Source organism: Chitinophaga sp. (genome assembly GCF_035538455.1).
GTDB lineage: Bacteria > Bacteroidota > Bacteroidia > Chitinophagales > Chitinophagaceae > Chitinophaga.
In genome coordinates this window covers 16,211-42,264 of the sequence record NZ_DATLKJ010000098.1, presented here as the reverse complement: position 1 = coordinate 42,264, position 26,054 = coordinate 16,211, and the positions used below count along the sequence as shown (strand labels likewise).

The 26,054-nt window shown below is 46.7% G+C and carries 21 protein-coding genes; 16 read left to right on the top strand and 5 right to left on the bottom strand.

Annotated features, from left to right (window positions below):
• Positions 1–85: 85 nt before the first annotated feature.
• Positions 86–2,347, bottom strand: a complete 2,262-nt coding sequence (locus VM802_RS11995; RefSeq protein ID WP_325530695.1) for a vWA domain-containing protein — start codon at positions 2,345–2,347, stop codon at positions 86–88.
• 483 nt (positions 2,348–2,830) lie between these two features.
• On the opposite strand from VM802_RS11995, the gene VM802_RS11990 reads away from it, so the two are divergent.
• Positions 2,831–3,184, top strand: coding sequence for a hypothetical protein (locus tag VM802_RS11990; RefSeq protein WP_325530693.1), 354 nt, complete (start codon positions 2,831–2,833; stop codon positions 3,182–3,184).
• A gap of 46 nt (positions 3,185–3,230) precedes the next feature.
• Here VM802_RS11990 and VM802_RS11985 read toward each other — a convergent pair whose 3' ends face one another.
• Entirely contained in the window at positions 3,231–3,500 is a 270-nt protein-coding gene (locus VM802_RS11985) for a CBU_0592 family membrane protein (RefSeq protein WP_325530691.1), read from the bottom strand.
• A 21-nt stretch (positions 3,501–3,521) separates the two neighbouring features.
• Positions 3,522–4,262, bottom strand: a complete 741-nt coding sequence (locus VM802_RS11980; protein ID WP_325530689.1) for a sugar phosphate nucleotidyltransferase — start codon at positions 4,260–4,262, stop codon at positions 3,522–3,524.
• Between the two features lie 106 nt (positions 4,263–4,368).
• Here VM802_RS11980 and VM802_RS11975 point away from each other — a divergent pair, with 106 nt between their 5' ends.
• Positions 4,369–5,298 (top strand): phosphotransferase, encoded by a 930-nt coding sequence (locus tag VM802_RS11975; protein WP_325530687.1) that lies wholly within the window; start codon positions 4,369–4,371, stop codon positions 5,296–5,298.
• Here VM802_RS11975 and VM802_RS11970 read toward each other — a convergent pair.
• The gene (locus VM802_RS11970; RefSeq protein ID WP_325530685.1) at positions 5,267–7,459 is read right to left on the bottom strand and encodes a peptidase domain-containing ABC transporter; all 2,193 of its coding nucleotides are present in this window, start codon (positions 7,457–7,459) and stop codon (positions 5,267–5,269) included. The genes VM802_RS11975 and VM802_RS11970 overlap by 32 nt on opposite strands.
• Positions 7,460–8,045: 586 nt before the next feature.
• Between VM802_RS11970 and VM802_RS11965 the strand changes: the two genes are divergently transcribed.
• From VM802_RS11965 to VM802_RS11900, 14 genes are all read left to right on the top strand, one after another.
• Positions 8,046–8,900 carry a TraB/GumN family protein gene (locus tag VM802_RS11965; protein ID WP_325530683.1) on the top strand — a complete coding sequence of 285 codons (855 nt, stop codon included), beginning with the start codon at positions 8,046–8,048 and terminating at the stop codon, positions 8,898–8,900.
• A gap of 48 nt (positions 8,901–8,948) precedes the next feature.
• Positions 8,949–9,215, top strand: a complete 267-nt coding sequence (locus tag VM802_RS11960) for a pinensin family lanthipeptide (RefSeq protein WP_325530681.1) — start codon at positions 8,949–8,951, stop codon at positions 9,213–9,215.
• 117 nt (positions 9,216–9,332) lie between these two features.
• On the top strand, positions 9,333–9,599 hold the full coding sequence (locus VM802_RS11955; protein WP_325530679.1) for a pinensin family lanthipeptide: 267 nt from the start codon (positions 9,333–9,335) through the stop codon (positions 9,597–9,599).
• 146 nt (positions 9,600–9,745) lie between these two features.
• Positions 9,746–10,861 (top strand): quinone oxidoreductase family protein, encoded by a 1,116-nt coding sequence (locus VM802_RS11950; RefSeq protein WP_325530677.1) that lies wholly within the window; start codon positions 9,746–9,748, stop codon positions 10,859–10,861.
• A 10-nt stretch (positions 10,862–10,871) separates the two neighbouring features.
• Complete coding sequence (locus tag VM802_RS11945; protein WP_325530675.1) at positions 10,872–11,402, top strand: DinB family protein; 531 nt, start codon at positions 10,872–10,874, stop codon at positions 11,400–11,402.
• 11 nt (positions 11,403–11,413) lie between these two features.
• Positions 11,414–13,078, top strand: coding sequence for a carbamoyltransferase N-terminal domain-containing protein (locus tag VM802_RS11940; RefSeq protein WP_325530673.1), 1,665 nt, complete (start codon positions 11,414–11,416; stop codon positions 13,076–13,078).
• 11 nt (positions 13,079–13,089) lie between these two features.
• On the top strand, positions 13,090–14,052 hold the full coding sequence (locus tag VM802_RS11935) for a thiopeptide-type bacteriocin biosynthesis protein (protein ID WP_325530671.1): 963 nt from the start codon (positions 13,090–13,092) through the stop codon (positions 14,050–14,052).
• 15 nt (positions 14,053–14,067) lie between these two features.
• Entirely contained in the window at positions 14,068–15,366 is a 1,299-nt protein-coding gene (locus VM802_RS11930; protein WP_325530669.1) for an HlyD family secretion protein, read from the top strand.
• A gap of 10 nt (positions 15,367–15,376) precedes the next feature.
• Entirely contained in the window at positions 15,377–18,118 is a 2,742-nt protein-coding gene (locus VM802_RS11925; RefSeq protein WP_325530667.1) for a lantibiotic dehydratase, read from the top strand.
• Positions 18,111–19,853 (top strand): galactosyltransferase-related protein, encoded by a 1,743-nt coding sequence (locus tag VM802_RS11920; RefSeq protein WP_325530665.1) that lies wholly within the window; start codon positions 18,111–18,113, stop codon positions 19,851–19,853. Before VM802_RS11925 ends, VM802_RS11920 begins: the two co-directional genes overlap by 8 nt.
• Positions 19,850–21,781 carry a lanthionine synthetase LanC family protein gene (locus VM802_RS11915; RefSeq protein WP_325530663.1) on the top strand — a complete coding sequence of 644 codons (1,932 nt, stop codon included), beginning with the start codon at positions 19,850–19,852 and terminating at the stop codon, positions 21,779–21,781. The genes VM802_RS11920 and VM802_RS11915 overlap by 4 nt, the downstream gene beginning before the upstream one ends.
• 2 nt (positions 21,782–21,783) lie before the next feature.
• Positions 21,784–22,866: a glycoside hydrolase family protein gene (locus VM802_RS11910; protein ID WP_325530661.1), complete on the top strand. Its 1,083-nt coding sequence runs from the start codon at positions 21,784–21,786 to the stop codon at positions 22,864–22,866.
• Positions 22,867–22,894: 28 nt separating this feature from the next.
• Positions 22,895–23,593, top strand: a complete 699-nt coding sequence (locus VM802_RS11905) for a LicD family protein (RefSeq protein WP_325530659.1) — start codon at positions 22,895–22,897, stop codon at positions 23,591–23,593.
• Positions 23,580–24,488 carry a TraB/GumN family protein gene (locus tag VM802_RS11900; protein WP_325530657.1) on the top strand — a complete coding sequence of 303 codons (909 nt, stop codon included), beginning with the start codon at positions 23,580–23,582 and terminating at the stop codon, positions 24,486–24,488. Before VM802_RS11905 ends, VM802_RS11900 begins: the two co-directional genes overlap by 14 nt.
• Before the next feature lie 30 nt (positions 24,489–24,518).
• On the opposite strand, the gene VM802_RS11895 is transcribed toward VM802_RS11900, so the two are convergent.
• Positions 24,519–25,910 (bottom strand): APC family permease, encoded by a 1,392-nt coding sequence (locus VM802_RS11895; protein WP_325530655.1) that lies wholly within the window; start codon positions 25,908–25,910, stop codon positions 24,519–24,521.
• Between the last annotated feature and the right edge of the window lie 144 nt (positions 25,911–26,054).

Here is a 26,054-nt window from a genome sequence, read left to right as displayed (position 1 = left end):
TGTATTGAGCCGGTTATTAAAAACACCAGGCGGTACCCTTTCGGGTAGCCGCCTGGCTGTAGGGTTAACATGGATAAGGCCGTATTTATTTCTTTGTGCGGGATTTTCCACCGGTTTCGCGGCCGATAACGGTTTGCAGGGCAGATAACGGTCCTGCATATATTACTTCTCCCGCAATGGATAAGACAATATTAGCTGAGAAAGCCCCTGAAATGCCCAGCTTATAATAGCCATCTCCGGTGTCTTGCACGTAGGTTATTCCGACACCGGTGCTTTCGAGGGTAATACTATTGCTCCATCCCGGGCCGATGTATTTGCCGTTGGTAGCGACTGGCCGGAAGATCAGCGCTCTGTTGGAACCACCGGCGGGATTGTATTGATAAAGGGGTCTGCTGGCAGCGGCGGCAATACCCGGGAAACGTACATAGAAGCTTTCCCTGTGGTATCGTTGGAACGTGCCATAGGTATTATCCGTAGTATTATCCGTACCGTTCACCAGGAAAACGCCCTGATGTGTGCCGGCTACATTTAAACCGCTGATAGTAGCTGTATAGCTTTTGGTGACGGTGTCATACGGTAACGGGTAAACGGTGGCCTGGTCACGGATGGCATTGACGAATGACGTGTCGCGCATCAGGTATTTCATTTTGGATATACTGACAGAAACGGGGTCGGAAGGCAATGTGTCATAGTTTGGTGCGTACGTCCGGGCAATCAGGTCATTGACATCGGTACCAGGTTTGAACAGCACAAAGTTTACAGTAGCATTACGGATCACATTACCTTTATAGTCGAGCGTAACGGAAGGTTTGATGGACTGCCCAACTTTGAGTCCTGTACCGCCGATAGTAAATCCTGATTTCAGGGCGTGATCGTCTGCCACTACCATAAATTTACAGGGTTGTACAGCACCGGGGTTTATATCGAGCTGGGTACGTACTTCCCAGTGTCCATCGCCGGTTACTCCTGGCAGGATATTATTGGGAAATGAGATGGAAAAATTAAGATAGCTGGAATCAAAGCGTTGTCTCACAAATGGTATTAGTTCGCGTCCGTCTTTTTTGATGGAAAGGAACCTGGGTTTAAACACACCCGGTACCAGCATAGTGCCTATGATTGTACTGGCGCCTTTATTAATGATAAAGGAGTCAACTCTTACTGGTGGTTGTACATTAGGGAATGTAGCATCCCGCAATACGATGACCTGTGGTGTGCTGCCACTCATAATACCCGGCAGCTGGTTTGTAAAGGCGGTGACCAGTTCGTCTGGTATTAAAGAAATCTTCTGGTGCGTACCTCCGTTCTTTTCTGCAATCTTTTGCATGGTCTCAACAGCGGTGCCACTAAAACCAAGACTGATGGTGTAGATCTTAATCTGAGGATCTGTGGGCGCGCCTCTTAACCACTGGCCATTAGTTATTTTCTTCCATGCATCGGGACCGGTCACCGATACCTGGTATGGCCCATTCTGTTCTCCATCTGAGAAAACGACCATCGCTTTTTTATGTTTATTGAGTTTTACGGCCGGTGCCAACAGGATGTCTCTCCCCTTAATGATACCGAGACCAAGTGGTGTGCCGCCGTATGGAGTTATGGCCGACAATGCACCAGTCTGGGCGGAGAGGGAGGAGAGATTAGATTCATTCATATCGATCAGCGACAGGGTGTTATAAGGGGCTCCTGCGGGAATACTCCCGCTGCCGTCGGCAAATATGTTCACGGAGATGAGATCATTTTTCTTCTTTGCAATAGCCTTGAGATGGTCTGCCATCAGCGATACTCCTGACTTTAAATAATCCCAACGGCTTTTACCGGGAGGAGCATTGTATGAGGTACCATCGGGGGTTGATGTCATACTACCGGAACGGTCCAGTACCACAGCCAGATCGAGTGGGCGGTGAATAGTGATTTCTACGTTAGCGGATCCGAGGAAGCCGGTAGTCGCGTTAGATGCATATACGGTGAAAGAGACAATAAAGTCATTGCTTACGTCTTCCGGTACGCCATATATCCTGAGTTTTGCCGTTTCGGGTGCACCATTGGTGGTGGTGGCATTGGGAGGTAATTCGATCGTAATACCTTTTATAATACATTTATACAAATAACCAGTTGCGGGATCATTAAATCCGGTATATGTGTCGTTGGGACTGAGTGTCCAGTGGATACCGGTATAGCCGCCCGGTTCAATGCCGATATCAGCGGCGCCGATGGTCTCGCCCTGCGCGAAGAAATATTCCAACGTCTTAAATGGATTCGCCGCCGAAATAGGGAAAAATTTGGATTGTGCAAAGCTGTGCGAGCCCGTTATTAACAGGGCTGCCAGCATGGCAAAGAATAGTTTTTTCATAAAAAAATAATTGGGGGTTAAAAAATTCCTGACAGCAGAAAGCCAGGCCGGAGAGAACCGGCAGCCGTGCGGCATTACGCTTGCAGGCATGGTATTATCAAAAGCGTCTTTGTCGTGATAAGACGCAGCGGGTTACAACAGTTTACTGGTTAAGGATTGTGATTTTGTTCTTGCTTTAACGATAATAAAATTCAGGATTACATAGTGCTGGTATTGAATATGGTTTATCAGGGGTTTTCAGGCTAAATACAGGTCCATTTAGTTTCATGTTCTTGTTGAATCAAATGTAAGATGATTCCCTGCTGTTGAACCGGCAGTGTTCGAAGAGAAGAACAGTAATGAATACCATATAATACAAAAATCACTCACCGTCTTCTATGGTTAATATGGATGATACCAGATATCGAAGTAGAATATACCTGTTTCCAGTGATTGGCAAGACGCCCCTGCTTGTCTAATTTAGTGCAAATAAAAATCAGAGATATGAAACATCTGGCAATGATCATCGCCTTTTTGGTATTAAGTATTACAACATTTGCAAGAATGGGAGATCCCATCGTGATTGAGGTTGCCACGAAGTACACAATCGTGGAGGATGCGCTGAATGCGGCGAAAGACGCACTGCTTGCAAAGAAATTTACCACACAGGAGATGCAGCCCAAAAGGTTTACAGCCACCCGCACCACCGGCGCTAAAGCTGACTATTATACAGCCGACGTATCCGCTGCACAGGCTGACGGCAAGGTAGTCCTGAAGATCACTTTCATTAAGTCGGGTACTGGCTTGCTGAACCTGAAGAAAGTAGCGGCAGAAGTAAAGGAGAAACTGGAACAATAGTTGCCTGGCGGTCCGGCCCGCGAGCCAGTACAACATACGCGGCTGATCATTGACCGGATTCCTTACTGTTTGTAGTTTTCGCCCGCTTATCATAGATAGCAAACATGGCGATGGCGAGCCAGACCAGGTTGACAATGATATTGGGCGGGTCTTTCTGCACAAAGGCGTTAAATATCAAACCCAGTGCTCCCAGTATATTCAGCACATGATAGATGATGGTATCCGCTTTTAATTTACCGGTACTGAGCAAAAGATATGCAACAATGTAAAGTATAGCTCCGGTCCAGCCGACAGCTGCGGCAATTGATGTATCCATAACAGGGATTTTTATTTCAGGTTATCGTGCTACCGCAGCCATATCGAGATGTGATGACAGCGCCTGTAATTCTGTGTAACGGTCTATTTCGAACCAATCGTTGCTATCCAGTGATTGTACCGCAATAGAAAGACGTGGCAGATTTTCGAGTATCATCATATCCCAGAAGTAGTTTCGCTGTGGCGCGTCCTTTTCTGCCAGCGATGAAGCCACATGCATTTCCATGGACGATTTGATCAGGGCTGCATCCTGCCTGGTCCAGAACGAAATGCCAGCAAATATTTTCGCCCCGTTCTTATATAAGGGATCGTTCAGGTGTTCATCTGAAACGATGAGGATATTTCTTACGTGGGTATCATAGTTTACAATCCATTCCTGTGAGATCTTGTCTTTATGGCCACAGAAGTATGTTGAAGTGCCTGGTGCTGCAATGAGAAAGTTACGGGACAGATAAACATCCCCTTCCAGTATGTAGCTATCTCCGAAATATTCCTTCGCGAGGAAAAGAGAGTAGAGATTATTAAAGGATGCATAGTGTTCATTATAGATCAGCCGTACCCCAAACTTAGGGACAAGATAAGCAAACAGTTCATGCAGATGTCCGGTGATAATACTGATGTCTGTAATTCCTTTTTCTTTCAGCATCGTTATCTGCCGCTCTATTATCGGTATGCCTTCCACTCTTACCAGTGGCTTGGGAATGTGGGCTGTCAGGGGATTCAGGCGGCTGCCGATACCTGCAGCCAGGATAATTGCATTCATAAAATCAGTTTCGGGTTATAAAATGTTTGTGGCAACAGGTGAAATAATTTCGTTTCCTGATAGCGATAATATTTGTTTATTTTCAGGTTGTAAATCCATTGTCAGCATGTCTTTCTTATATCCTGCACATATTGCCACGCTTCAATCTCTTTTATTGTCTCACTACAACAGTCATGTAACGGATGTATATAAGCTGAGCAAAGGCATGACCAACCACAACTATAAATGTGTGCTTGATAATCATGAGCAGGTGATCGTAAGATTACCCGGCAACGGTACGTCACTATTGATAAACCGGCATGATGAGTATCATAATCTTTGTGCTATTGTTCCATTGTTCATTAATGTTCCGTTGCTTTATTTTAATGCGGATACAGGTATCCAGGTTACAAGATTTGTGACAGAGCTGCCGGAAACAGATCATACCGGAAGTATATTTCTGCAGGCTGCCACGGCGGCCATGAAAAAGCTGCATACGGCGCCGGTTCGTTTCAACAACCGCTTTGCGGCGATGTCTATGATCCGGCAATACTATGATATTACGTGTCAGTATGATATTGCACTGGCTCCTGCATTTGCGGCGATGCTGCCGGTACTGGAAAGGATCGCTGAAGAGGCGGAGCGGGAAGCGCCGGGTATTTGCCCTTGTCACAATGACCCCGTACCGGAGAACTTCATTCTTGACCGGCGATACCGTTGTTATCTCATTGACTGGGAGTACGCCGGTATGAACAGTCCGTTATGGGATCTTGCTGCATTCTCTCTTGAGCTTAATCTTTCGGTGTCGCAGGAGCAATACATGTTGCAATGTTACTATGGCCCCGCCGCTATACCAGCCTATACCTGCCGTGTAATGCAGTCTTACAAGATATTGCAGGATATGCTGTGGTATTTATGGTCCATGATCAAAGTACATTTCCATACCGACTATTTTGCTTACGGAGTTATGCGATACAATCGTGGTCTGTCCATGCTTTCCTCCGGAGATTTTTTACCGCCGCACATCAGACTCCCAGAGACAGTTGTTCCTGTATAAGATGAAAATAGGCGCCTTTCAGCTGTATCAATTCCTCATGCGTACCTATCTCCGTAATTTTTCCTTTGTCCAGTACCACAATCTGATCCGCATTTTTTACAGTACTTAACCGGTGCGCCACCACTACTACGGTACGGTTGTCGAAGAATTCGGCCAGGTTTTGAACGATTACTTTTTCGTTTTGCGCATCCAGTGCGTTGGTGGCTTCATCCAGGAAGATGAATGACGGATTCTTATAAACGGCGCGGGCGATGAGCATCCTTTGCTTCTGTCCCTGGCTGATGCCATTACCATCCTGTCCGATGCGGGTATTGTATGCCAGCGGCAGGGATTCAATAAATTCTGTGATGTTGGCGGTTCTGGCAGCATGCAGCAGTTTTTGCTTGTTGACCATATCATCGCTGATGGCAATATTGTTGGCAATGGTATCAGAAAAGAGATAGCCATCCTGCGCCACTACGCCGCATGAACTTCGCCAGTATCGACTGTTGATCATATTCATGTTGAAGTTGCCGAGCATTACTTCCCCGGCGCTGGGCTCAATTATTTTGAGCAGTAGCTTAAGCAGGGTAGTTTTTCCTGATCCGCTGGAGCCAACGATCGCTGTTTTCTTGCCATAAGGAATGTGCAGACTGATATTGTCCAATACTTTGGGCGAGTGTGGTCCGCCGTAGCTGAAGCTTACCTGGTTTATCCGTATGTCTTTTTCAACAGAGATGTCTGTGATGGTATCAGCTTCTTTGCTTTCTTCATCGCTTTGGTTGTGGATTTCATTCAGGCGTTCCATACTGATCCGTGCGTCCTGGTAGGAGAGTATCAGTTCAAGCAGGTAGTTTATCGGAGAGTTTAGCTGGCCGGTGATGTATGAAACAGACAGCATCATGCCCAATGTCATATTACCATCTATCACTGCTTTGGCAGAAAGGTAGGACAGGAGGAGGTTTTTTATTTTGTCTATCAGGAAGGCGCCGGCATGTTGATACTGGTTGAGCGCCAGTCCTTTAATATTTACGCTGAACAGACTGGCCTGTATGTTTTCCCATTCCCACCTTTTCTTTCGCTCGCAGTTTTGCAGCTTTATTTCCTGTACGCCATTGATGAGCTGAATAATGTTTGTCTGGTTGGCAGCCGATTCATTGAAAATTTTATAATCCAGGTTCTTGCGCCTTTTGAGGAAGAAAATGATCCACAGCAGGTATAAGATGCTGCCCAGGAAATAAACCAGGAAGATATTCAGGTTATAGTATAAAAGAATAATGCCGAAGATGACGATGTTGAAAACAGAAAAGGCGAAACCTAATGCAGATGATGTCAGGAAGTTCTGAATACGTTTATGATCGCCGATGCGTTGGAGGAGATCACCGTTGGTTTTATTGTCGAAGAAGCTGAAGGGCATCTTCAGCAGTTTGGTGAGGAAGTCAGACAGAATAGCGATACTGATACGGGTGCCGGTGTGCAATACAATCCAGCTTCGCAGAAAATCGATGGCAGCACTTCCTATATACAGTAACAGCTGAGAAACCAGTAAGAGATTAATGAATGAAATGTTATTATTGAAAATACCGACATCCACGATGGCCTGTGACAGGAAGGGCAGTACAAAAGTAAGCAGGCTGCCGGCAAGCATGCCGAGTGCAATTTGTATGAAGTGTTTTTTATACGGTCTTACATATTTATAAAAGTAGCGGAGGGAACCGGTTTCCTGTTTATCGCCGGCTTCTTCATAAAATCTGGGGCTGGGCTCTACGAATAGTACCAGGCCAGTATCTGCACCATTGGTCCGCGTACTTAACCAATATTGGCGGAATTCATCAAAGGTGTATTTTATCTTTCCGTGTGCCGGATCGGCCACGTAAATATGTTTCCCTTTTACCTGGTATACGGTTACAAAATGGTTTTGTTTCCAGTGAACGATGGTGGGAAGGGGTACATCACTGACAAGATTGTCGAAGGGAATAGTTGCGACTAATGTTCTGAAGCCAATATCCTCAGCGGCTTCACAGATGCCTTGCAGCGAGACGCCTTCTCTTGTAATGAAACATTTTTCACGCAGCCGCTCCAGGGTATAGTGCTTACCATAATATTCCGCGACCATCAGCAAGCAGGTAGGACCACAATCCATCGCGTCCAGCTGTTTATAAAAAGGGAACGAACTACTCATTGTGACGAATTAAAAAGAAGATACAACTTACGCTGCGTTAGCAATAGGTCGTTATTATGACTGAAAAAAATGCTGCATTAAATATTTATGCTCTCTTATTACCGTTGCTGGTTTACGGGATGTGTTGCAATATCTATATTTCTTTTAGAAAACGAAAGAAGAAAATCAAGCCAATTTATCACGTAGAAAATTTTTGTTTTGATTTCATTTTAAAAATATTAATATTGTCCGCATAGCAAACAACTGCGTTATTGATTAAACAAAAGAGGAGAGACTAAAGAGCACGACATTAAATAGATGTTGGCGAAGACCCTTGATGGATAAGTGTTTGATAACAATAAAAGAGCGCTGACGAAAATCTTATTGTGTAATTATTTTTTTTCCCGGCAAAAGGTAATTCCAATTTCATGACCAGAAAATAGTTTTAGGGTATCGTTTTTTTTATTAAAGTGAACACAACAGAGCTTCCATGTGATACTCAGGTGACGACCTATGCCCACATCACAATAATGCCATAGTTCTGGGCTTTACACTAATAGATAAACAGTACTGTCATACGAGGAACAACTTGTAAATGTTTGATATTATGCATGCACTCATCAATGGGCAGGCTAATAGCGGGAATCCTATTGCCACTATTTTGTGGGAGATAAAAAGCAGCGAATGGCAACATGCTGCTTACCTGATCGGCACGTGTCATGTTGTAGGGAAATCCTGGCTGGATCAGTGGAAACCTGTGACGGAGTGTCTGTCTGCTGCCGACTGTCTTTATACAGAATGCTTTCCTTCTACTACTGTGAATACGCCGGGCCTCGGGTATATTAAGGCATTGGATCTGCTGAGCAGCGAGCAATATGATTTGCTGGATGCATTTTTTCGCGAACGTTCCGGAGAGAGTGAAGGACTTGAGCATGAAGAAGCTAAAGATATTTCGGTGGTAGGGATGATATCAGCCATCAAGGAAATGCTGATCAGGAAGAATGCACAGCGTCCTTTTCATCAGATGGATTACGAGTTGTATCAGTCGTTTGTTCATGCAAACAAAATGACGAAAGCGCTGGAATATTCGTGGGACCTGGATTTTCGGCCGGATGATAAGGCTGCGGCCAAATCGTTGCTGGACGTATTTGTACGGCAGGTACACCATGCAAGGGAGTGGGATACTGATCGTGCGGATAGTATCATCGCCAGAACCATTGCGTGGTATCATTCGTTGTCATTTAACTATGCCCTGGATGAGGAGGCGCCATCGCCAGAATATGCGGGAACAGCTGTAACTGTTGCAGAGAGAAACCGCAGGTGGCTTCCGGGAATTATGCATGCGTTGCCTGAAGGACCGACTGTTGTTGCAGTTGGTATCGGGCATTTATTTTACAATACTGGATTGGTCACACTATTACAACAACAGGGACTTATACTGTTGCCTGTGTCTCTGCGCTGAAACAGCTGCTGAGTGGTGAATTTTTTTTCTCACCAAAATCCTACATGTATGGAGCAAAAAAAAGCATCCAGGAGGGCCCCCAGACTTCAGTTGGAGGAGCTCAAGGTTCAGAGTTTCGTTACTGAACTGAAGCCGGAAACAGCCCAGACTGCCAAAGGCGGAGATGACGGTACTTCTGTAATCGTGAGTATCGTCGTATCAAAGTCAGTGGAAAACTCTTTTGAATCGAAATGGCCTTGCAGGTTCGCCTGTAAGACTAAACAGACCACATCACCTGGCGGTGGCGGCGATCCTATGTCCGATCCTCCGCTGTGATACCGGTAGCGACAAGGGAGGCACTGCACTCCCCTGTGCTGCATACCGGTTGGTAAACCGCACCGGGTAAGTCGCAATTACCCGGACATTTTCAGTTCACCCTTAAAATCAAAGCAAATGAAAGAAAAAAATCAGCAAAAAAGAACACCCAGACTGCAACTGGAAGAGTTAAAAGTACAGAGTTTCGTAACAGAACTGAAGCCTGAAGTGGCTCAAACCGCCAAGGGTGGTGATGACAGCACATCTGAAATCGTTTCTGCTATTGTTACAAAATCCCTTGATAACTCTGGTAATTCCAAATGGCCTTGCAGGTTTGCATGCAAAACGAAGCAGACTACTACGACAACCGGCGGTGGCGGTAATCCCTCTTCCGATCCGATTTGATAATTATTGACAGGCAATAGCAGGAGAGCGGCAGTGAGCTTTCCTGTAATGCCTTTTCAAACGTCATCCGATATTGCTATCAAACCCACTCCGGACACCCTATGCGTTGCCCGGCGTGTTATTCATAGAATTCCAAAAATGAGAACATGAAACTACTGGCTGTTGTTCATCCGGATTATTCAAGCAGTGACGCACTGTTTACCAGGATTGATATCCAGGAAGTGCCCGTACCATTTGCCATGCTCGAGGTGGCCGTAGATTTAGACAGTAAGCTTGATGATGATATGGTGCTGGTGAAGAAGACGGCATTTTCCATTAACTACCGCGATAAAGGTATTTGCCTCAGGGCCTACCGGGAAATTCAGGAGAGTGGGAGCCTTAGCAGCTATTTTACCATAGGATCAGAATTTGCCGGTGTGGTGGTGCGTGTTGGCAGTGCTGTGCATCAGTTTAAGCCAGGCGACCGTGTGATGCCTGATCATGCCTTTCCTCATTCCGGATATAAACATGTACTGCCTGGCGTGATCTCCAACAAATGCTCCAGTGAGTATGCCGTTTATCATTTTTCCAAACTGATACAGATACCGGACAATATGACTGATGAAACAGCGGCATCTTTTTCACTGGGTGCGCAGACGGCTTATTCCATGGTGCGGAAAGCCGTGTTGTTACCTGGTCAGCGTGCTTTGGTGACGGCTGCCTCTTCCAATACATCCCTGTTCATCATTCAGACATTGATTGCACGAGGTATCGAAACACATGTGATCACTACCCAGCGCGAGTATACGGAAGCCTTTAAGAAAATAGGTGTGCATACGGTATACCATAACAATACATCATTTGATTTCTATGACGAAAGACAGGATATGGCCCACATCAATGACCGATTTGATGCCGTATTTGATCCGTTGTTTGACATTTATTTCGTATCGGTGGTGCCATTGCTGAACATGGGCGCGAAGTATCTTACGTGCGGAAGATATGATCAGTTCTCCGGGATAGATGGAGAGCCGGATGGGCGCTATGATCAGGATATTAAAGTAACAGAACTGATCGGTTATATCCTGCATAACAATATAAGTCTTATCGGTAACTGCATTGGGTTTTCTTCAGATCTTGAACAGGCAGTAAAAGACTATGAAGAAGGGAAACTGCCCGTGCTGATAGACAGCGTTTTCAGGAACGGGGATATCAACGGCTTCATGACCAGGTCATTCAGTGAGAAGAAACGGCTGGGTAAGGTGATTTACTCTTATCAGTAAATAAAAGGGTATGATCAGTAGTAAATACTTTCTTATACCGCGTGCTTCCGGACAGGACGCTGCGATGCTCAATCAACTTATCACGCAGATGGAGTTTGTGCGTAACAAGCACCTGAATTACATCAGCCGCTTCAGTACCGCCGTGCTGGATGTGCGCCTGGGGGAAGGCGGCAATAGTATAGGTACGTTACTGAAACATCTTGCGGCGATGGAATACAAATGCCAGCTGGCAACTTTTGAAGGAAGGGGACTGAATGAATCTGAGCAGGAGAGATGGCGCGGGGCATTAAACGGGGAGCTGATACTCAACCTCATCAAAGGGCACGACATTGACTATTATATACAATTACTGACGGAAGTAAGAAAGGAAACCTTACAGCAAATGATGCAGAAAAATGATGAGTGGCTGCTGGGCTCCACAGCCTATCATTATGATACCCCTACCAATAATTACTTCTGCTGGTTTCATATTATGGAAGATGAAATAGGGCATATCGGGCAGATAAAGATGTTAATGTCGTTATTTAAAAACAAGGTTTAAAAGTTGTAGTCATGATTATCTGTGGTTTAAAACTTACTCACGACAGCAGCATTGCCGTTGTTGATAACGGCAGGCTGGCCTTCTCCATAGAGTTGGAGAAGCTGAACAATAACTCCAGGTATAACATCATAGAAGATCTGAATATTATTCCGCAGCTACTCTCCGGGAATGGTTACAGTATAGATAAGATCGATGAGTTTGTGGTAGATGGATGGGTTGGCGAGAACTCATCGGTCATTAAAGTTGTGAACAACGACCGGGAAGGGGAAGTGGCAGTAGCGCCATATGAAGAACCGGAATCCGGGCGTGGACTGCTGCAACTGAAGTATAACGGAGAGATTGAATTCGGTAACTATAAAGTGCCTTTCAGCAGTTATACGCATGTGCTGAATCATGTGATGGCGAGTTATGCTACCAGTCCCTTTTCCAGGAGCAATGAGCCGGCATACGTGCTGGTGTGGGACGGAGGGATGTATCCCCGTTTGTATTTTGTGGACCCTGCAGCACATGATGTGATGCCGCTGGGTCAGCTTTTTTATATGGGCGTTAATATCTACTCTATTTTCTCCCAGCATTTCCGACCGTTTAAAACCAATGCGAATGTGATTAAAGATGAGCTGTCCGTTGCGGGGAAGGTGATGGCCTACACTGCTTATGGAGAAGTAAGGCAGGATATTCTGGAAGATCTGCATGATAGCTATAAAGCTACTATGGCTGCAGCCCGGCATAAATCAAATATTCCCACCTATCCTTATGAGTTCACCAAGGCTTTGAAAAGGATTGCCCGTACAAAATCTTATACTGATGAAAACATCATCGCCACTTTTCACAAGTTTCTGGAAGAGCTGCTTGTTTCGGGGTTGCAGGAGAAGATAAAGGAAACCGGTTATCTGTCGTCCAATCTTTGTTATGCCGGCGGCGCTGCGCTGAATATTAAATGGAATTCTGCCATCAGGAATGCCGGTATTATCAGTGATATCTGGATCTGTCCATTTCCCAATGACTCTGGCAGCGCAATAGGCGCAGCCTGCAGCCTGCTGGCGGATAAGTCCGGACAATTCTCTGTTGAATGGAATGTATACAGCGGGCCTGAGATACAGCATACTGCTGCTGCCACCGGATGGACGAGGCGGGAGGCTTCCGCCGGGGAACTTGCCCAACTGCTGCACACTTCCCAGGAGCCTGTGGTGTTTCTGAACGGTAAGGCGGAACTGGGTCCCCGCGCATTGGGTAACAGGAGTATCCTTGCCAGCGCGGCAACAAAAAGGATGAAAGACATACTTAATAATATCAAGTTGCGGGAATCGTACCGGCCGCTGGCGCCTATCTGCCTGGAAGAGCATGCACCTGCTATCTTCTCTCCCGGCTGCAAGGATATTTATATGCTTTTTAACCATGAAGTAAATCCTGCGTGGCGGGATAAGATCCCTGCCATTTGTCATCACGATAACACGGCGCGGCTTCAGACCGTTACCCGGGGAAGTAACCCCGTGTTGCACAGTATTCTGCAGGCATATTATGAAATATCAGGAATACCGGTATTATGCAATACCAGCGCTAATTTCAAGGGCAGCGGCTTTTTCCCGGACCTGCATAGCGCCACGCAATGGAACATGGTAAATTATGTATGGTGTGAAGGCTGGTTGTATGAAAGGCAGGAGAAGGCAATTATCTAAATATGGGCGATATGGGCAATGAGAATGAATGGCTGGCAGTGCATATTTACTACGATCAGCATCCTGAGCGGGTACTGACTTCCCTGGTACAACCGCTCCGGCGGATGCTTACCCGGCAGAAGCTGATACAACAGTTTTTTTTCATCCGTTATTTTGATGACGCGGGGAAACATATCCGTTTCAGGGTAATGGGACATGGACAACGCCTGCATGACGATGTGTATCCTTTGCTGCAAACAACGCTGGATACCTTTATGTCGGCGTATCCAAATGTCATTTGCAGCTGGAGGCAAATGCCTTATGAACAGGAAACGGAGCGCTATGGCGGCACGAGGGCTATACAAATTGCAGAGCAGCATTTCTGCGATTCTTCTGCCGCGATTTTATCCCTGATTGGCAGAGATAAAAAATGGAGTTATGACAACAGGTTGTCTGCCGCATTGATGCTGCATCTTTCTTTTATTCATGCGACCGGTTTTAATGCAGATATCGCAGAGAAAATGGTCACCAATATTACGTCGGGCTGGCTGGTTTCCGCTGTTGAATATTACTGTCAGGTTATCAAACCGGGAGAGGCAGAAAATGTGGCTGAAGATACAGTGATTGCTGCGTTTGAGCAGTCCTATCAGAAACAGCAACAATACATTCTTCCATATTGCCTCTCGTTATGGAAAGGTGTTATGGAAGGACAGGATCTTCGCATTGGTCATTCCAACTGGAGCAGAAAAGTAAAGAGGACGCACACTGCATTCTCGGAGTTGCTCCGGTCCGGACAAGTGGAGATACCTGCCCGGCACCGGCATTATGTTGCAGGGCCGCCTGACCAGGCAGACTACCAGCTATCCCTTTTTTATGAAAGCTACCTGCATATGACTAACAACCGGCTTGGATTACTGAATATGGACGAGGCTTTCGTAGGTTATCTTTTACTGGAAGTGATCAGGGAATTGAAATCGGCTGCCCTCATTGTTTAACATCAATTGCATTTTATGCCTGCATTAACGGAAGATCATAACATTGAACTGCGAAGTCCGGCAGCCCAGCGGGTATTGGGAAGAGCGCCCTCGTGGCTGATCTCCTGGGGTAATACCATTATTCTGGGTTGTGTGGTATTGCTGTTGGTGCTTTCCTGCATCATCAAATATCCTGACGTAGTAAATGTAAAGGCGAATATTACCAGTAAAGTACCGCCGGTTTCATTTGTCTGTAAGATGTCAGGGCCTGTGCAGCTTCTGATACAGGATGGGCAACGCGTCAGTCAGCATGAGCTGCTGGCCTATATCGCATCGGGTGCAAATATATCAGATGTCAGGTACCTGTACGATAGTATCCGGGTTTGGGAGGAGCGGGTCAGCAGGCTGGATACCGCGTTCCTCTTCCATAACAATTTCAGGAAAGATATTAATGCAGGGACGATACAGATCAATTATAACAACTGGCTGACCAGCCTGGAGAACTACCGCAACTTTATTCATTCTAACATGGATGCCGCCCTGCTGGGTTCGCTCAACAGCAGAAAGGAATATCTCCGGAATCTCAGTGCTCACCTGGTGAACCGCAGGAGTATTTCTATGGAAGATGTTGCCATGACAGCGAAGAAGATGCGGATAGACAGCGGGCTGTATGCCGAACGTGTTATTGCTTCTGTTGAATTCGACAACAGCAAGACGAGACTCAATCAATCCAGGGCGGATCTTGAATATTCCAACACTAATATTATCAGCAACCAGATACAGATCAGGGAAATTGAGACGCAGTGTGAGCAGTTACGGATTAAACGTGCGGAGAATGAAAAGACCTACGTAATGGAAATACAGAATAACCTGCGGAAACTGCATAGTGAGCTGGAGTCATTCATTAATGAATATGCCTTCATTGCACCTTTTCCCGGTGTTGTATCATTCCCGAAACCATTGGTCAATAATCAGTTTGCGGCGGTACAAGAGAACATCTTCAATCTGGTGCCGTATAATGATCATCTGGTGTGTACCGTTGCGTTGCCCATGACGGGATCGGGTAAAGTGAAGCCGGGGCAACGGGTGAATATCAAACTGGACAATTTTCCCTATCATGAATTCGGCTATGTAAAGGGTACGGTGGAAAGCTTGTCTCTTACCACGTATAATAATTCCTACACGGCTGTTGTCAGCCTGCCCCGTGGCCTGACCACCAGTTATGGCCGGCAACTGACTTATAAACCTGGTATGTCAGGTAATGCAGAGATTATCACCAATGATCTGCGGCTCATCGAACGGCTGTTCAATCAGCTGAAAGCATTGAACAAATAAAAATGAATTTATGGAGGTATGGGACCATACGCTTGTAAGAATTGGCGGCGCGCCTTTCAGTGATCTTGGAGACATGAACGCCCGCGGCGCTTTCCGGATACTGGACCGGATGCACAACATGGAAGTAACGTTGAAGACGTATGCATCCCGCCTTGCTGATGAGCTGCATGCGATTGCCTCGCGTTATGGAGATAACCGTGAAATACTGCATCATATCATCAACCTGCGCAGAGATATATTTAACTTCCGGAAAGTGAAAGATGGTATGGTAAGCTCCCTGAAAGGTTTGCTGGATGAGGATATTTGCCGGCAGATTGAAATGTATCAGGTAATGACCGACGAGATAGGAGAGCAGCAGCAATTGTTTGACACTACATTCGAAAACGAATATCATCAGGCTAAAAGGCAACTCAGGGATTTGCTCCGGCAGGAGCAATTTGTAAAAGGTCTTTTACTGGGCAGCTATGCGCTATATCAGCTGCGCCGGAATTACCTGGAAGATGACCGCATTTTCAACAGCAGCAAATGGGATAGTGAGGAGATAGGGTATATGAAATACTATTCGAGGATGGTGGCCAAAACGTCTCCGTTCAGTACTTTCACCAATCTTTCCCTGGGGTCTTTCCATGAAGAAACAGGTATGAAGGCAGTTCCTGGCAGTGATGGCCAGCGGGGGGAATCTTACACGTCCCTTGTCAGGCTTAACAATCACCTGCTGAAAACATTCCTGCAAGTGCTGCTCAGTTATCCGCCATTTTACCGGTTTGTACCGCTTCGCTGGAATTATACTGTTTACAACGCAGATAAGAAATATAACTTCCTCGTTAATAACAACAACAATGAAGCATTTCAGGAGATCGAGAAGCAGCCTATGCTGGAGTATGTTGCGCGGTTGTTATCGCGGCGGCGTTCCCGTTCTTTCGATAAACTGACCGGCATGATCATGGGCGCAACGGGCGCCACATCAGATCAGGCGCAACAATATGTACAGCATCTGCTTACACTGGGGCTGCTGGAATATGATCTGGCTATCAGCGGCGCTGATCCCGACTGGATCATCACATTGATCAGTTATGTTGAAAAGATCGCAGAAAATGAAGAGGACGAAGTATTGCAGCATCTGGCGGCAGCGTTGCGGCATATCAATGGGCTCTGCGAATCGTATTCTACGGCCGACAGTCAGCAGCGGTGCGCTCTTCAATCTCTTATCCACCAAAGTATCTACGATAGTTACATTGCGCTGCATACTGCTGCGGGACTGCCGGAGGCTGAACGGGTGATGGTAAGAAAATTCCTGGAAAGCAACATCAAGGGAAAGGAGCTGGCCGAGTACCAGAAAGACTTTACCAACAGTGGAAAGGATATCTTCGTCCGGTACAGGGAAACCTGGTTGTTCATCAAGAAAGAGCAAGTGTTGCTGGAAGATACCAGTCTTAGTCGTAAATTCTATCTTCCCGCTCCGCTGCGCGATGACATTATCCCTTTATTGAACAAAGTATGTAAGCTGATACAGTTCTCCAATTATACAATTGAAAAGACAACGGCCGTAAAGGATTTCTTTCTTAAGAACTATGGCAGACATAAAAAGGTACCGCTGTTGAAGTTTTACCGTGCATATGTCAAGTCGGTCAAAGCACCGCAGGATAAAGAGGAAAAGCAGTCACCCCTGGCTACAGAGATGAAATGGGCGGCCGCGTTTTGTAATAGCATCAGGAATACAGACTGGCAACAGGAGCATATCGATATCAGCCTGGCGGATATTCGTGTTATTAATGAAGAACTCCATATTCCCGTTGAGGATACGGTTGTCCGCTCTTACGGCGCTTTTATCCAGCCTTGTCTGCGGCCTGACGGGCAACCAATGCAAATCATGATCAATGGCGTGTTTCATGGTTATGGCAGATATATCAGCCGTTTCCTGCCACTGTTTGATGAAACGGTAACAACGTATTTCCGGGAGCAAAATGACCTGATCAGGGAAGATACGCTGTATGCAGAGTATAATGACGCCTCTTTTTTTAATGCTAATATCCATCCTCCCCTGATGACTCATGAGCTGGTGGCTACTGGTAATAATCCCTATATGCCTGCGGACAGGCAAATCAGCGTGAAGGAGATTGTTGTGACATGGCAGGAGGCGACGGATGAACTGATACTTGTACATACCAGTACCGGCCGGCGTATAATGGTGTTTGATCTCGCCTTTCAGAGTCTGGCGGGTCGTTCTGCTATCTTCAGGTTCCTTTCCCGGTTTTCGGATGCTATTATTCCCAACTTCGGGCTGCTGGTTTCTTCTGTGTATGATACGCTGGAGCATGAAACCCTGAAGCAGGATAATGCTTATGAAGAGATTATCCGGTATCCCCGGATTACGATTGAGCATAAAATTGTTCTCAGCAGGAAGAAATGGCAGATACCTGTTGGCCGCTTTCCGCTTATCAACAAGCAGGACAGTTTTGCTGAAAAAGTGAAGAAGATAAAGGCCTGGCAGATTCAGCACGGATTGCCTGATGAAAGTTATATCTGTCTTCGGCAGGTAACACCCAGGGAGCAGGAAATGGCGCTGGCCAGGGAAGATGTTAAGCCGCAATATATGAACCTGAACAATCCTATGTTACTGAAGATATTGCTGAAGTATCTGCAGAAGGGTATTACCATTGGTATGGAAGAGATGTTCCCATGCAGTCAGTCTTTGATGACTGAGGGGGATAAAAAATATCTTACTGAACTATTAATACAATGGCATGACTGAGCACCAGGTATTTCCGGCTGATGACATCATCTTTCTTTCCGCTCAATCTGATGATTATTATTATCTCTGGCAGTTACAACTGCAGCTGCTCAATTTCAGCGGGCATGGCATACAACAGGAACGCATACACGTACTCTTCTCCTTTGATCCGGTCAATGGTTTGAATGAGGCTGTCCGGCAGTTCATGCTTGACAACAGCGACAAGGCGGCCTTCTTCACTTATCCGGATAAGCGGCAGCGAAGAGCTTATGGTTCCGGTATAAGACCACATATCATTGCGCAGCATCTCGACGCGTACCCCGATATGCAGCGGCGTCCGTTGTTCTATCATGACTGTGATATTATTTTCAGCCGACTGCCTGATTTCAATGCGCTGCTGCATGACGAGGTGTGGTATGTATCTGATACGAGGTCGTACCTGGGTATAGGATATATACAGCAGTTCGGAGAAAATACGTTGCGGGAGATGTGTCATGTCATCGGGATGGATGAAGAGATGGTCCGGCAGCATGACCAGCATACGGGAGGGGCGCAATACCTGGTAAAAAATACCCGTGCTGATTTCTGGCGGAAGGTAGAAGAAGATGCAGAAACACTTTATACATTCCTTGACGAGCGTAAATATACCTGTACGGCGCCAGACGGGAAGAGCAGCCCTATTCAGAGCTGGTGCAGTGATATGTGGGCGTTGTTATGGAATACATGGTATGCCGGATATAAAGTCAGGATAGCGCCTGACCTGGATTTCAGCTGGGCATATGATAATATCAGCAAGTGGCAGGCAAAGAATATCTATCACAATACCGGCGAGAAAGCTGATAGCCTGCATTTCAACAAAAGCAGGTATGTAGATACCAATCCTTTTTTCAAGGATCTTTCCCGGATTGATACCAGTACTTGCAGTATTCATTTTGTGGATATCATTGAGAAATTCCGGAATGCTTATTACAAAGAAGTGCCCGATGTGACCTTTGCTATATTGCTGAAGGCTGATAGTCCTGAACGGCTTCAGAATGCACATGCCGTAATAAAGCACATCAGGAAATATTTCAGGACAAATATGAAACTGATGGAAGTAGGGCTGGAAGCCACATTTAGTGATGCTGCACTCAGTGCAGCAGACTATTCATTTGTGTACGATCCCGGAGATTTCCTTCACATGACCCGGTATCATAACAGACTTATCCGGGAAGCAGATACACCGATGGTATGCCTGTTGGATGCTGATGTGCTGATTGACCCTTCGCAGCTATATGATGCGATTGTGCAGGTCAGGTATCATAAGGCGGATATGTGTTATCCGTATGATGGAACCTTCATTGATATTGACCGGGCGTGCAGCGGCGCCTACTATGAGGATAATGATTTTTCCGGGATTGTTCAACAGCAGGAAGTATTCCGGACGCGTATGAAAAACAGTGTGGGAGGGGCGGTGCTGGTGGATAAAGAGATTTATTGCAAAGCAGGACTTGAGAACGAGCATATTGTAGGATGGGGGCCTGATGATCTGGAAAGATATTACCGCATGAAAATTCTGGGGCATCGTATCACGCGTATCGCCGGACCGCTCTACCATCTTTATCATCCTGTTACCGTCAGTTCGGTACCCAGGGATGCCGTTACCTCATGGCAGAACAGGAAGGTGTTGCTGGACATCTGTAATTCCACCCGAAGCGCATTATCTGCACAGGTTGAACAGTGGCCGTGGTCTGCGTTAATTTCTACCCGCTTATGAGCAAGACTTCATCACTTCGTAAAGAATACTATCTCCGGGAGGCCGGGCGGGTGGCGCAAGATCTGCTCAATATGGCGGGGGATGGGCAGGAGCTGTATTGGGAAAGCCTGACTGAACGCGATGATGCATTGTATTTATATCGCGCGGCGGATATCTATTCCGGTAATGCCGGCATAGCGCTTTTCTGGTGCGAGCTGTATCAGTTGACCGGTGATGAAAAATATCGCAGTACCCTTATAAAGATCCTGACAGCCCTGTATGAACAGCCAATGCCGGCCGGCATCTCTCTATATACAGGGAGAGCGGGTTTAATATACTGTTATGCGAGGTGTGGCATTGTGTTGAAGGAAGATGACTGGATTGGGAGGGCCGCGGCCATTGCTGAAACGATTGGCCATGATTTCGATAAAGCCCCAGATGACTTCAGCGTTGCAGAGCTTACCGGTGGGATCTCCGGGACACTTTGGGCCATTACGTATCTGTATGATCTCCGGCCTTCAGCATGGGCGCTCCGTTTAGTGGCCAGGCTGGCGGAAAAGCTGATCGCACTGGCCTCAATAACCAAAGAAGGTATTTTCTGGGATAAAGAACCGCATCAGGTAAAGGGGCTGTGCGGCATGGCGCATGGCGTGGCGGGCATTGCACATGTACTGAATAACGTGGGACATTACTTCAACAATGAAGGGCTGCTTTTACTGGCTGATATGGCCTTTGCCTATGAGGATGCTCATTACAACAGTACGGCGGCGGGGTGGCCAGACTTCAGACTTGGGATGTATAACGATACTTACCGTGAATTTCTTTTTAAAGCATACGAAGAAAATGATCACGCTGCTTTCCGTACAGGAGGATATATGAATGCCTGGTGTCATGGCGCGCCAGGAGCGGGGCTGGCAAGATGTTATTATAAATCGGCCCGGGGGGCTGTGAGGTACAACCGGATGCTGAAGCAGATTGCAGATCATATTACCCATCAACAGGCATCAACAGCCAAAACGTTCACGCTTTGCCATGGTACCGGAAGTCAGATAGAGTTCCTGCTTAGCTACATGGAGAGCACGGGTAAAAGTACGTACCGGGAATACATATCAGATGTAGTGGCGGCTTACCTTGATGAGAATACATCCCCTGAGCAGCGTTACCGGTCGGGGTTTGAAGGCTCCGGACAGTATGATGCCAGTCTGATGAACGGAGTGGCTGGCATTGGTTACCTCTTTCTGCGTTTGCATAGTACATCTGTACCGTCTATGCTGCTGCCTGTAATAAGATCATCCGTTGATAACGGGCAAGATGAAGCATGCTTAGGAAAGATAATTAACCCGGAAAGCGTGATGGACCGCCTGCTGGATCGCTGCTTTCCTGCAACAGGCCGGATACTGCATATGCGGAATAAAGCCGGGCTGGCAGCACATTACACCAGCGAAAATAAACGCATTAAAGTAAGCAGGCGTCTTCCTGCAGGGATCAAATCCATGTTGGAAGAATGTTCTCCGGAGGAGCGCTTTGAGATCAGAACAGAGCATGCCCTGCAATGTGCGGGGTTTAATATCCGCAGCCATATTTATGAGTATGTCAGACAGCTCGCTAATCAGTTGCAGGTGACGAATATGAAAGATTGCGCTCCCGAAAATATATGGCTGACGAGGGATACATCTGTGAAGATCATGTACGACAAAGATACAGCCCGCCATGTGGCACTCACCGTATCCTGGCAGGGCGCCCGGATGATTGTATTGGAGAAGCTGGCATTTTATATTTGCGGATTTGTGGCTACGCCCACCAATCTGGCCGGAGTGACCGGTTATATACAGGAGATAACGGCATCTCCTGCGGGGTATCATGCCTCATTGCAACAGATTGTGCTGGACCAGGTGATTCACCTGGTGCGGCAGGGCATACTTAACTGTAAAATTATTCAATCCCGTTAATCATGAACATACAACCGCTTCTGGAAAAAGTATTGCCACTGATGACCGATGCAGCGGCAATCCGCAAAGATAACGGGCTTTATCGCGGCAATGCAGGAATGGCTTTATGCGCTTACCACCTTGCTGAGGCGACGGCATCCGATCCGTTATTTGAAAGGGCAGATGAGCTGATACTTCATATGACATCGAACCTGCACCACGTGCAAACAGATGCTTTTGGTGACGGACAACTTGGAATAGGCTGGACACTTCACTATCTCCATGCCAATGGATTTATTAATACGGCGCCGGCTGCATTTAATTTTTTTGATCAGTTGTTTTTTGACTACAACCGTTTCACTACAGAACCAGGTGTCGCAAAAGGCACACTGGGTTATCTGCATTATCTCGAGAACCGCTTCGATACCAATATGTTTGCCTATCGTGATATGCCGGCAGACTGCAACGAAATTGAGAAGAACGAAATGATGGTACAGTTGCTGGATCAACTGGATGTGAATCTGAAGACGTATTATGCAAACCTGGAAATATTCAGGCCTTCGGATATGGTGAATTTTCTCAGTATTCCGTTACAGTATCTCAGTGATTATCTCACGCCTTTATGTGCGGCAGCGCAATTGCTGGGAAAGGTACAGCGCCGGAATATATATCCGGAGATCCTGCAGCAATGCAGGAAGAGAATACTGGAGATACTGGATACTTCAGCTGCGTTGCTCCTGGAATATGCAGCCGGCAGCAAACCAATGCCCGCCACTGAGGTTTATTACCTGCGGAAGAGCATATTTCAGCTATCCAATGCGATGGAAGATTTCACTGTCTGTAAAACATTGGAGATATCCCCTGATTTTCTGTCTGCCGTAAAAGAGTATCCTGTTGATGTTACATTCAGCGCGTTGTTATCACGGGCTTTTCATGGTACGGGTAACCCGCTGTTTGCTGATGCCGTGATAGCGATGACGGATAAAGTGACCGGATATGGATCAGATCACGGACTCGAACATGGATTGGCTGGTCTGACCATGTCGTTGCTTTCACTGGACAACCCGGAGATCCTGTCATGGGACGCGGCAATAGGACTCAGTTAACCATATTCGTGAATTATAACGGACACCGATGATGCACGCACACGCTACCGCAGCTGTCACTGATAATAATGCTATGCAGGCACATGGTATTATATTGCGTATGCTTAAAATAATTGACTATATCTGCCGGAAACATCACCTTACCTATTGGCTGGAATACGGGACGCTTCTGGGGGCAGTGAGGCACCGGGGATTTATTCCGTGGGATACGGAAGCAGATATAGGTATGTTACGTCCGGATTTTGAGCAACTAATGAAAGTGGCTGCCGCTGAGCTTCCGGAGGAGACTTTCTTCCAGCATGCAGGATCGGACCCCGGATTTATAACGGTATCACCCTATATAGAAGCGAAGTTCAGAGACAGATACAGCCGGTATCCTGCTGCTGATACCGACTATCCCGGACACACGTGGCATAACGGCATACAGGTGGATATATTTGTTTATGACCAGGATTATTCCAGACCGGGTGTGCTCATCAATGCATTTGAAAGGATAAGCCGGAACCGGAACAGCTTCTGGACAACTGAAGAACTTTCGTTGATAGCCCGCTGTAGATTTGAAGATACAGCGCTGCTGGTGCCAGCGGGATATCACCATTACCTGCAACGTAACTATAACGACTATATGGAATATCCACCTCCGGATAAACAGGTTCCTGAATATGTAGAAATACAGTTGCCGCTATTGTTAAGAAAAAAATTAACTTTATCTGATGCAGCAAGCTAAATTCACGACCTTTCGACAGCAACATTTCCTCCTGCTGATTACTACCTGTCTGTTGCTCCTATCCTGTTGCCTGCAGCTGTCTGCACAACGTTATACGCCTACATTATTATGGGAAGTAACCCGCAGGAATAATAAAGATACGGCCTATCTGTTTGGTACCTTTCATGAAGTGGCTCCTTCATTTTTTACAGCATATCCGCGTGCAGCCCGGTTACTTGAACAGGCTGACATTGTGATTCTTGAAACCAGAATCGCCGGTAATACCGCTGCCGCCGGTACCGGACTGACGCTGAATTATTCCCGTGACAAATGGGAGTACCTCATGGATACAGCCCAGGCAGCCATTTTTAACAGGTTTACTGCCAGGGCGGAAGACAGCAGCTATTACAAAATGCCGCCACTGGTAGCGGCCTTGTCGCTGAACAGGATGTACATTAAAAACTATTGTGACACCACAGCTGCTGCCGCTAATGTTTTGATGGATGAATATATTGAACAAAAGGCGCTGGAAGATAAAAAAACAATTGTTGGCCTGGAAAAGAACCAATTTACGACACTATCCGGCGTAGCAACAGCTGCATCCGGTGGCGAGGAAAAATCATATGTAGCCTCCACCGTAACGTTGATGGAGAAAATGCTGACAGATAACACCGACTACTGCAACGATATTCAGCAATACCAACAGCTGCATCTGGACTATCAGTTGGATCAGCGTGCACCGGGTAATCCCGGGCTGTTACACAACAGAAATAAACTATGGATGCAGCAGTTGGATCAGTTGTTCAAAAAAGGCCGTTGCTTTGTGGCGGTGGGATTCCGGCACCTGTATTACCGGGAAGGTCTCATCAGCAGCCTGCGCCAACTAGGGTACAAAGTACAGCCTATAGCCAGATAACCCCGGTTTATATTCTTCTGACAAACACCCTCACTTCTTCAGCCATTTGTAAATAGGAATGCCGGATAAGGTGATCAACAGTCCCGGCCAGGTAAAGTGCGGCTTGAATACAAACAGCAGGCCGCAGAAAGCGAGTCCCATGATGATGTAAAGTATAGGCAGCAATGGATAGCCAAAGGCTTTGTAAGGTCGTTCTGCATCCGGTCTTTTCCTGCGAAGGATAAATATGCCAACAATAGTGAGCATGTAAAAGGCTACTACCACGAAGGAGATCATATCCAGCAGGTCGCCGTATTTGCCGCTAAGGCACCAGATACATGCTGCCAGGCATTGTATCCACAGGGCGAAGGATGGTACCGCAGCCTTGTTCAGTTGTCCTGCTTTTTTAAAGAAAAGCCCGTCGTTGGCCATCGTATAATATACGCGGGCGCCGGCCAGTATCAGTCCGTTATTACAGCCGAAGGTGGAGATCATGATCATGAGTGCAATGATGATGGTGCCGGGGTGTCCGAATATAATGTGAGAGGCAGCTACAGCTACCCGGTCTTTGGGTGCATAGGCTATTTCGCCGATGGGCAGTACTGCGAGGTAGGTGATGTTGGTGAGCAGATAGATGATGGTGACGATAGCCGTACCAAGGAACAGGCTAAGGCCGATGTTGCGTTTGGGATTCCTGATTTCTCCGGCTACAAAGGCTACATTATGCCATGAGTCGCTGCTGAACACAGATCCTACCATTGCGGCGGCAATGGCGCCGAATGAAGCGATAGTCGTGTAAGATATTACTGTGCTTTCCGGTGTGAGTGCATGCAATTGCCAGGCGTGTTGCCAGTTGGCGCTCCATACATCCGGCTTTGCAGCAATCAGTCCAAATATAATGAGTCCTGCAAGGCTTACCAGCTTGGTGAGCGTGAAGGTGGTTTGTATAACTTTCCCTCCTTCAATGCCGCGTGTATTCATATAAGTCAGGAGGAGGATGACGGCAATGGAAAGCAGCTGTGCTGCTGTGATATGCATAAAGCCCAGGTCTAACAATATATGTTCTTCGCTGAAGAACGGAAGGAGATAGGCTGTGAATTTGGCAAAGGCTACGCCTACGGCGGCGATAGTGGCTGTTTGTATCACTGCAAAGAAACTCCATCCGTACAGGAAGGCGGTCATCGGATTATAGGCTTCCTTGAGATATACATATTGCCCGCCTGCCCGTGGGAACATGCTGCTCAGTTCTCCGTAGCTCAGCGCTGCTGTAAGGGTCATGAATCCTGTAATGAGCCATACCAGCAGTAACCAGCCGGCGCTGCCGGTATGACGGGTAATATCCGCACTCACAATAAAAATACCTGAACCGATCATGCTGCCGGCCACGATCATCGTGGCATCCAACAGCTTCAGCGAAGGCCGGAACGAGGGTGCATTCGACATAGCGTTTAGATTTGGTGGCATACAAAATACTTCGTTCATGGATATACTACTTTTTAATTATTGATCAATATTGCGCGGATTTTGCAGTTGTGGTAAATTACTATGGCCGTCTTTAGGTCAAGATATGAGTAGAAATGATCAATA

Coding starts and splice junctions, on each gene's coding strand:
- VM802_RS11930 (WP_325530669.1), top strand. CDS start 14,068: ATGCCTGCATTAACGGAAGATCATAACATTGAACTGCGAAGTCCGGCA.
- VM802_RS11935 (WP_325530671.1), top strand. CDS start 13,090: ATGGGCAATGAGAATGAATGGCTGGCAGTGCATATTTACTACGATCAG.
- VM802_RS11950 (WP_325530677.1), top strand. CDS start 9,746: ATGAAACTACTGGCTGTTGTTCATCCGGATTATTCAAGCAGTGACGCA.
- VM802_RS11970 (WP_325530685.1), bottom strand. CDS start 7,459: ATGAGTAGTTCGTTCCCTTTTTATAAACAGCTGGACGCGATGGATTGT.
- VM802_RS11955 (WP_325530679.1), top strand. CDS start 9,333: ATGAAAGAAAAAAATCAGCAAAAAAGAACACCCAGACTGCAACTGGAA.
- VM802_RS11925 (WP_325530667.1), top strand. CDS start 15,377: ATGGAGGTATGGGACCATACGCTTGTAAGAATTGGCGGCGCGCCTTTC.
- VM802_RS11965 (WP_325530683.1), top strand. CDS start 8,046: ATGCATGCACTCATCAATGGGCAGGCTAATAGCGGGAATCCTATTGCC.
- VM802_RS11960 (WP_325530681.1), top strand. CDS start 8,949: ATGGAGCAAAAAAAAGCATCCAGGAGGGCCCCCAGACTTCAGTTGGAG.
- VM802_RS11895 (WP_325530655.1), bottom strand. CDS start 25,910: ATGTCGAATGCACCCTCGTTCCGGCCTTCGCTGAAGCTGTTGGATGCC.
- VM802_RS11980 (WP_325530689.1), bottom strand. CDS start 4,262: ATGAATGCAATTATCCTGGCTGCAGGTATCGGCAGCCGCCTGAATCCC.
- VM802_RS11910 (WP_325530661.1), top strand. CDS start 21,784: ATGAACATACAACCGCTTCTGGAAAAAGTATTGCCACTGATGACCGAT.
- VM802_RS11945 (WP_325530675.1), top strand. CDS start 10,872: ATGATCAGTAGTAAATACTTTCTTATACCGCGTGCTTCCGGACAGGAC.
- VM802_RS11920 (WP_325530665.1), top strand. CDS start 18,111: ATGACTGAGCACCAGGTATTTCCGGCTGATGACATCATCTTTCTTTCC.
- VM802_RS11995 (WP_325530695.1), bottom strand. CDS start 2,347: ATGAAAAAACTATTCTTTGCCATGCTGGCAGCCCTGTTAATAACGGGC.
- VM802_RS11985 (WP_325530691.1), bottom strand. CDS start 3,500: ATGGATACATCAATTGCCGCAGCTGTCGGCTGGACCGGAGCTATACTT.
- VM802_RS11915 (WP_325530663.1), top strand. CDS start 19,850: ATGAGCAAGACTTCATCACTTCGTAAAGAATACTATCTCCGGGAGGCC.
- VM802_RS11975 (WP_325530687.1), top strand. CDS start 4,369: ATGTCTTTCTTATATCCTGCACATATTGCCACGCTTCAATCTCTTTTA.
- VM802_RS11940 (WP_325530673.1), top strand. CDS start 11,414: ATGATTATCTGTGGTTTAAAACTTACTCACGACAGCAGCATTGCCGTT.
- VM802_RS11905 (WP_325530659.1), top strand. CDS start 22,895: ATGATGCACGCACACGCTACCGCAGCTGTCACTGATAATAATGCTATG.
- VM802_RS11990 (WP_325530693.1), top strand. CDS start 2,831: ATGAAACATCTGGCAATGATCATCGCCTTTTTGGTATTAAGTATTACA.
- VM802_RS11900 (WP_325530657.1), top strand. CDS start 23,580: ATGCAGCAAGCTAAATTCACGACCTTTCGACAGCAACATTTCCTCCTG.